The organism is Superficieibacter electus, from assembly GCF_002915575.1.
In the GTDB taxonomy this organism is placed as follows: domain Bacteria; phylum Pseudomonadota; class Gammaproteobacteria; order Enterobacterales; family Enterobacteriaceae; genus Superficieibacter; species Superficieibacter electus.
Genome location: NZ_PQGD01000012.1, coordinates 200,443 through 206,625 on the forward strand (window position 1 = coordinate 200,443; position 6,183 = coordinate 206,625).

Here is a 6,183-nt window from a genome sequence, read left to right on the forward strand (position 1 = left end):
TTTTGCCATTTATCATGCATACTGTGCGTTTTTTGTGGGCCAAGGGATTAAGCGCACACTCCTTATTCCAACGTAAGATTCGTCTATGAGCACTGATAATAAGCAATCATTGTCTGCGGTAACCCTCGCAGCCATCGGGGTTGTCTACGGTGATATTGGCACCAGCCCACTTTATACACTGCGTGAATGTCTTTCCGGCCAGTTTGGTTTTGGCGTGGAGCGCGACGCGGTATTTGGTTTCTTGTCGCTAATTTTTTGGCTTTTGATTTTTGTGGTATCGATTAAGTACCTGACCTTCGTCATGCGGGCAGACAATGCCGGTGAAGGTGGGATTCTGACGCTGATGTCGCTGGCAGGACGTAATACCTCCGCCAGAATGACCTCAGTGCTGGTGATTATGGGGCTGATCGGCGGCAGTTTCTTTTATGGTGAAGTGGTAATCACGCCGGCCATCTCGGTGATGTCAGCCATTGAAGGGCTGGAGATCGTCGCGCCACAGCTGGATACGTGGGTCGTTCCGCTCTCTATTATTGTCCTGACGCTGCTGTTTATGATCCAGAAACACGGTACCGGCATTGTGGGGAAGCTGTTTGCGCCCATCATGCTGATCTGGTTTCTGATCCTGGCGGTGCTGGGTCTGCGGAGTATTATTGCTAATCCGGACGTGTTGCATGCCCTGAACCCCATGTGGGCGGTGCATTTCTTCCTTGAATATAAAACTATCTCTTTTGTTGCTCTTGGTGCCGTGGTGCTGTCTATTACCGGCGTGGAAGCGCTGTATGCTGATATGGGACACTTTGGTAAACTGCCGATTCGCCTGGCGTGGTTTTCCGTGGTGCTGCCATCGCTGGTGCTGAACTATTTCGGTCAGGGTGCGCTGTTACTGCGCCATCCTGAGGCGATTAAAAACCCCTTTTTCTTGCTGGCACCCGACTGGGCGCTGATCCCGCTGCTGATTGTCGCCGCGCTGGCGACGGTTATCGCCTCGCAGGCGGTCATTTCTGGTGTCTTCTCCTTGACCCGCCAGGCGGTGCGCCTGGGGTATTTGTCGCCGATGCGCATCATCCATACGTCTGAAATGGAATCCGGGCAGATCTACATCCCGTTCGTAAACTGGCTGCTGTATGCCTCTGTGGTGATTGTCATTGTGAGTTTTGAACACTCCAGCAATCTGGCGGCGGCTTACGGTATCGCGGTGACCGGAACAATGGTCCTGACGTCATTCCTTTCCACTACCGTGGCGCGTAAGAACTGGCACTGGAATAAGTTTCTCGTGGCGTTCATCCTCGTGGCATTCTTGTGTATCGATATTCCGCTATTCTCGGCGAACCTCGATAAGATTGTCTCCGGCGGCTGGTTGCCGTTAAGCCTGGGGCTGATCATGTTTACGGTCATGACCACCTGGAAAAGCGAGCGCTTCCGTCTGCTGCGCCGGATGCATGAGCACGGCAATTCACTGGAAGCGATGATTGCCTCACTGGAAAAATCGCCGCCGGTGCGGGTGCCGGGCACCGCCGTCTATATGTCGCGTGCACTGAACGTGATCCCTTTTGCGTTAATGCATAATCTTAAGCATAACAAGGTATTGCATGAGCGCGTGATCCTGTTGACCTTGCGCACGGAAGACGCCCCCTACGTACATAATGTGAAGCGCGTGCAAATCGAGCAGCTTTCACCGACCTTCTGGCGGGTGGTGGCCAGCTACGGCTGGCGCGAAACGCCGAACGTGGAAGAGGTTTTCCACCGCTGCGGCCTGGAAGGCTTAAGCTGCCGAATGATGGAGACGTCATTCTTTATGTCTCACGAGTCGCTGATTATTGGCAAGCGGCCTCTCTATTTGCGTCTGCGCGGTAAGTTGTTCCTGCTACTCCAGCGCAACGCACTACGTGCGCCGGATCAGTTTGAAATCCCGCCTAACCGGGTTATTGAGCTGGGGACGCAGGTCGAGATTTAATTGGTTCATCTGCCGGGTAGCGCGATGTTACCCGGCAGGCATCATCCCTGATACTCTGAGCGAATCCCCGTCAGGCTTATCCCTCTGTGCCATATTTGGCTATTTCTGCCACACCTCCGGTTGCCCTTTATTTGCCTTAGCGAAACGTTTCGACGCCGATCACATTTCTGCAATTACATGATGGTTTTCTGCGCATATGCCACGTTACACTCTTTGTCAGCGAAACGTTTCGCTAGTGGAGCATAAAAATGAAAAAAGGTACGGTGCTGAATTCGGCAATTTCATCGGTGATTTCCCGTCTGGGGCATACCGATACGCTGGTGGTTGGTGATGCGGGTTTACCCATTCCGGCCAGCACGTCGCGTATTGATATGGCGTTAACCCAGGGCGTACCCGGCTTTATGCAGGTACTGGAGGTGGTGACCAGTGAAATGCAGGTAGAAGCGGCGATCCTCGCGACGGAAATTAAACAATTTAATCCAATGCTCCATGAAACGTTGCTCAACCATATTGAACAACTGCAACAACACCAGGGAAACACCATCGAAGTCCGCTACATTTCGCATGAGGACTTCAAAAAACAAACCGCAGACAGTCAGGCGGTGATTCGCAGCGGGGAGTGTTCCCCGTATGCGAATATTATTCTCTGTGCTGGCGTGACCTTCTGAGGCCATCATGGACGCATTACTGCAACTTAAAGGGATCGATAAAGCGTTCCCTGGCGTAAAAGCCCTCTCCGGCGCGGCGCTCAATGTTTATCCTGGCCGCGTGATGGCGCTGGTCGGGGAAAACGGCGCAGGCAAATCCACCATGATGAAAGTGTTGACCGGGATCTATTCGCGCGATGCCGGTTCGCTATTATGGCTGGGGCAGGAAACCACCTTTAACGGTCCGAAATCCTCTCAGGAAGCGGGCATCGGTATTATTCACCAGGAACTGAACCTGATCCCGCAGTTGACCATTGCGGAAAATATCTTTCTTGGCCGCGAATTCGTTAACCGCGTTGGCAAAATTGACTGGAAAAAGATGTACGCCGAAGCCAACACCCTGCTGGCAAAACTCAATCTGCGCTTTAAGAGCGATCGGCTGGTAGGCGAACTGTCGATTGGCGATCAGCAGATGGTCGAAATCGCCAAGGTACTGAGCTTTGAATCAAAGGTCATCATTATGGATGAACCGACCGATGCGCTCACCGATACCGAAACTGAATCACTGTTCCGGGTGATCCGCGAATTAAAAGCGCAGGGGCGCGGCATTGTCTATATCTCCCACCGTATGAAAGAGATCTTCGATATTTGCGATGACGTTACCGTGTTTCGTGACGGGCAGTTTATAGCCGAGCGCGAGGTCGACAGTCTGACGGAAGATACGCTGATTGAAATGATGGTCGGGCGCAAGCTGGAAGATCAGTACCCGCGCCTTGATAAAGCGCCGGGTGATATCCGTCTGAAGGTCAATAACCTGTGCGGGCCGGGCGTCAACGATGTGTCATTTACGCTGCGCCAGGGGGAAATCCTCGGCATCGCCGGGTTGATGGGCGCGGGGCGTACCGAATTAATGAAAGTGCTGTACGGCGCACTCCCGAGAACCCGTGGCAGCGTTACGCTGGATGGCCGTGAAGTCGTCACGCGCACGCCGCAGGACGGGCTGGCGAACGGCATCGTATACATCTCTGAAGATCGTAAGCGTGACGGCCTTGTGCTTGGCATGTCGGTAAAAGAAAACATGTCGCTGACCGCACTGCGCTACTTCAGCCGCGCTGGCGGTAGTCTTAAACATAAAGATGAGCAGCAGGCGGTCGGCGATTTTATCCGCCTGTTCAACGTCAAGACGCCGTCGATGGAGCAGGCTATCGGTCTGCTTTCCGGCGGGAATCAGCAAAAAGTGGCGATCGCCCGAGGGCTGATGACGCGGCCAAAAGTGCTGATCCTTGACGAGCCAACGCGCGGCGTGGACGTCGGGGCTAAAAAAGAGATTTATCAGCTTATCAACCAGTTCAAGGCTGAAGGTCTGAGCATCATTCTGGTCTCTTCTGAAATGCCGGAAGTCTTAGGGATGAGCGATCGCATTATTGTTATGCACGAGGGCCACAACGGCGGGGAATTCACTCGCGAGCAGGCCACTCAGGAAGTATTAATGGCTGCCGCCGTCGGCAAGCTTAATCGCGTGAATCAGGAGTAATACCAATGACTACCCAGGCTATTTCTGGACGCCGTTATTTCACTAAAGCGTGGCTGATGGAACAAAAATCGCTGATCGCGCTGCTGGTGCTGATCGCGATTGTTTCTACCATGAGTCCAAACTTTTTTACCGTAAATAACCTGTTCAACATTCTTCAGCAGACCTCGGTCAACGCCATTATGGCGGTGGGGATGACGCTGGTGATCCTGACGTCGGGTATCGATTTGTCCGTCGGCTCCCTGATGGCGTTGACGGGTGCGGTAGCGGCATCCATCGTTGGGATAGAAGTTAACGCGCTGGTGGCTGTAGCCGCCTCGCTGGCACTGGGTGCGGCTATCGGTGGCATTACCGGCGTTATCGTCGCAAAAGGCCGCGTTCAGGCCTTTATTGCCACCCTGGTGATGATGCTGCTTCTGCGCGGCGTGACGATGGTGTACACCAACGGCAGTCCGGTGAATACCGGCTTTACCGATAACGCCGATCTGTTTGGCTGGTTCGGTATTGGTCGTCCGCTGGGCGTGCCGACCCCGGTGTGGATCATGGGCATTGTTTTCCTCGCCGCGTGGTACATGCTGCATCACACGCGTCTGGGCCGCTATATCTATGCGCTGGGCGGTAACGAGGCGGCCACGCGCTTGTCCGGCATTAGCGTCAATAAAATCAAAATTATCGTTTATTCGCTGAGCGGTTTGCTGGCTTCGCTGGCGGGGATTATCGAAGTGGCGCGTCTCTCCTCGGCGCAGCCGACGGCGGGTACGGGTTATGAACTGGATGCCATCGCCGCGGTAGTGCTGGGCGGTACTAGCCTGGCGGGCGGTAAAGGTCGCATAGTTGGGACGCTGATCGGCGCATTAATTCTCGGCTTCCTGAATAATGGATTGAATTTGTTAGGTGTTTCCTCCTATTACCAGATGATCGTCAAAGCGGTGGTGATTTTGCTGGCGGTGCTGGTAGACAACAAAAAGCAGTAATAACGACACTACAGGACATCTTAAATATGAACATGAAAAAACTGGCTACTCTGGTTTCTGCTGTGGCACTGAGTGCTACGGTCAGCGCGAACGCAATGGCGAAAGACACCATTGCGCTGGTGGTTTCCACGCTCAATAACCCGTTTTTCGTTTCCCTGAAAGACGGTGCACAAAAAGAAGCGGACAAACTGGGCTATAACCTGGTGGTTCTGGACTCGCAGAATAACCCGGCGAAAGAGCTGGCGAACGTTCAGGATTTAACGGTACGCGGCACTAAAATCTTGTTGATCAACCCAACCGATTCTGATGCGGTAGGTAACGCCGTGAAGATGGCAAACCAGGCCAATATCCCGGTCATTACCCTGGACCGTCAGGCATCTAAAGGTGACGTGGTCAGCCATATCGCGTCTGATAACGTGCTGGGCGGTAAAATTGCAGGCGACTATATTGCGAAAAAAGCTGGTGAAGGCGCAAAAGTGATTGAGCTTCAGGGGATTGCCGGTACCTCTGCTGCGCGTGAGCGTGGTGAAGGCTTCCAGCAGGCGGTAGCGGCGCATAAATTTAACGTTCTGGCCAGTCAGCCAGCTGATTTTGACCGTACCAAAGGGCTGAACGTGATGCAGAACCTGCTGACGGCACATCCTGACGTCAAAGCCGTATTTGCGCAAAACGACGAAATGGCACTGGGTGCCCTGCGTGCACTGCAAACCGCCGGTAAATCTGATGTGATGGTGGTCGGATTTGACGGTACGCCTGATGGCGAAAAAGCGGTAAATGATGGCAAACTGGCGGCGACGATTGCTCAGTTGCCGGAGCAGATTGGCGCGAAAGGCGTTGAGACTGCGGATAAGGTGCTGAAAGGCGAGAAAGTACAGGCGAAATACCCGGTTGATCTGAAACTGGTTATCAAACAGTAAGTTCAAAAAAGAAAAGCAGGGCACGGGCCCCCCGGCAACGGGGGGGCCGGGAACGGGGGATACCGGGAAGGATAACGCCGGGGCTAAGGGGGGTGGTTGGGGGGTTTTTTGGGGGCGCAATTTTTTTATAAATTGAGGTAACGCCCCCCCGGCGAACGGG

The 6,183-nt window shown here is 53.7% G+C and carries 5 protein-coding genes; all 5 read left to right on the forward strand.

Features of this window, described 5'->3' with window-relative positions; all coding sequences use genetic code 11:
• The first annotated feature begins 85 nt into the window (after positions 1–85).
• The 5 genes from kup (at position 86) to rbsB (ending at position 6,023) form a co-directional block, all read left to right on the forward strand.
• Positions 86–1,954, forward strand: coding sequence for a low affinity potassium transporter Kup (kup, locus tag CHU32_RS16380; protein ID WP_103676206.1), 1,869 nt, complete (start codon positions 86–88; stop codon positions 1,952–1,954).
• 248 nt (positions 1,955–2,202) lie between these two features.
• A complete protein-coding gene (gene rbsD / locus CHU32_RS16385) occupies positions 2,203–2,622 on the forward strand; it encodes a D-ribose pyranase (RefSeq protein ID WP_103676205.1) in 420 nt (139 codons plus the stop codon).
• A gap of 7 nt (positions 2,623–2,629) precedes the next feature.
• A complete protein-coding gene (gene rbsA, locus CHU32_RS16390) occupies positions 2,630–4,135 on the forward strand; it encodes a ribose ABC transporter ATP-binding protein RbsA (RefSeq protein ID WP_103676204.1) in 1,506 nt (501 codons plus the stop codon).
• A gap of 5 nt (positions 4,136–4,140) precedes the next feature.
• Positions 4,141–5,106, forward strand: a complete 966-nt coding sequence (gene rbsC / locus CHU32_RS16395; RefSeq protein WP_103676203.1) for a ribose ABC transporter permease — start codon at positions 4,141–4,143, stop codon at positions 5,104–5,106.
• A 26-nt stretch (positions 5,107–5,132) separates the two neighbouring features.
• Complete coding sequence (gene rbsB, locus CHU32_RS16400) at positions 5,133–6,023, forward strand: ribose ABC transporter substrate-binding protein RbsB (RefSeq protein WP_103676202.1); 891 nt, start codon at positions 5,133–5,135, stop codon at positions 6,021–6,023.
• Positions 6,024–6,183: the final 160 nt, after the last annotated feature.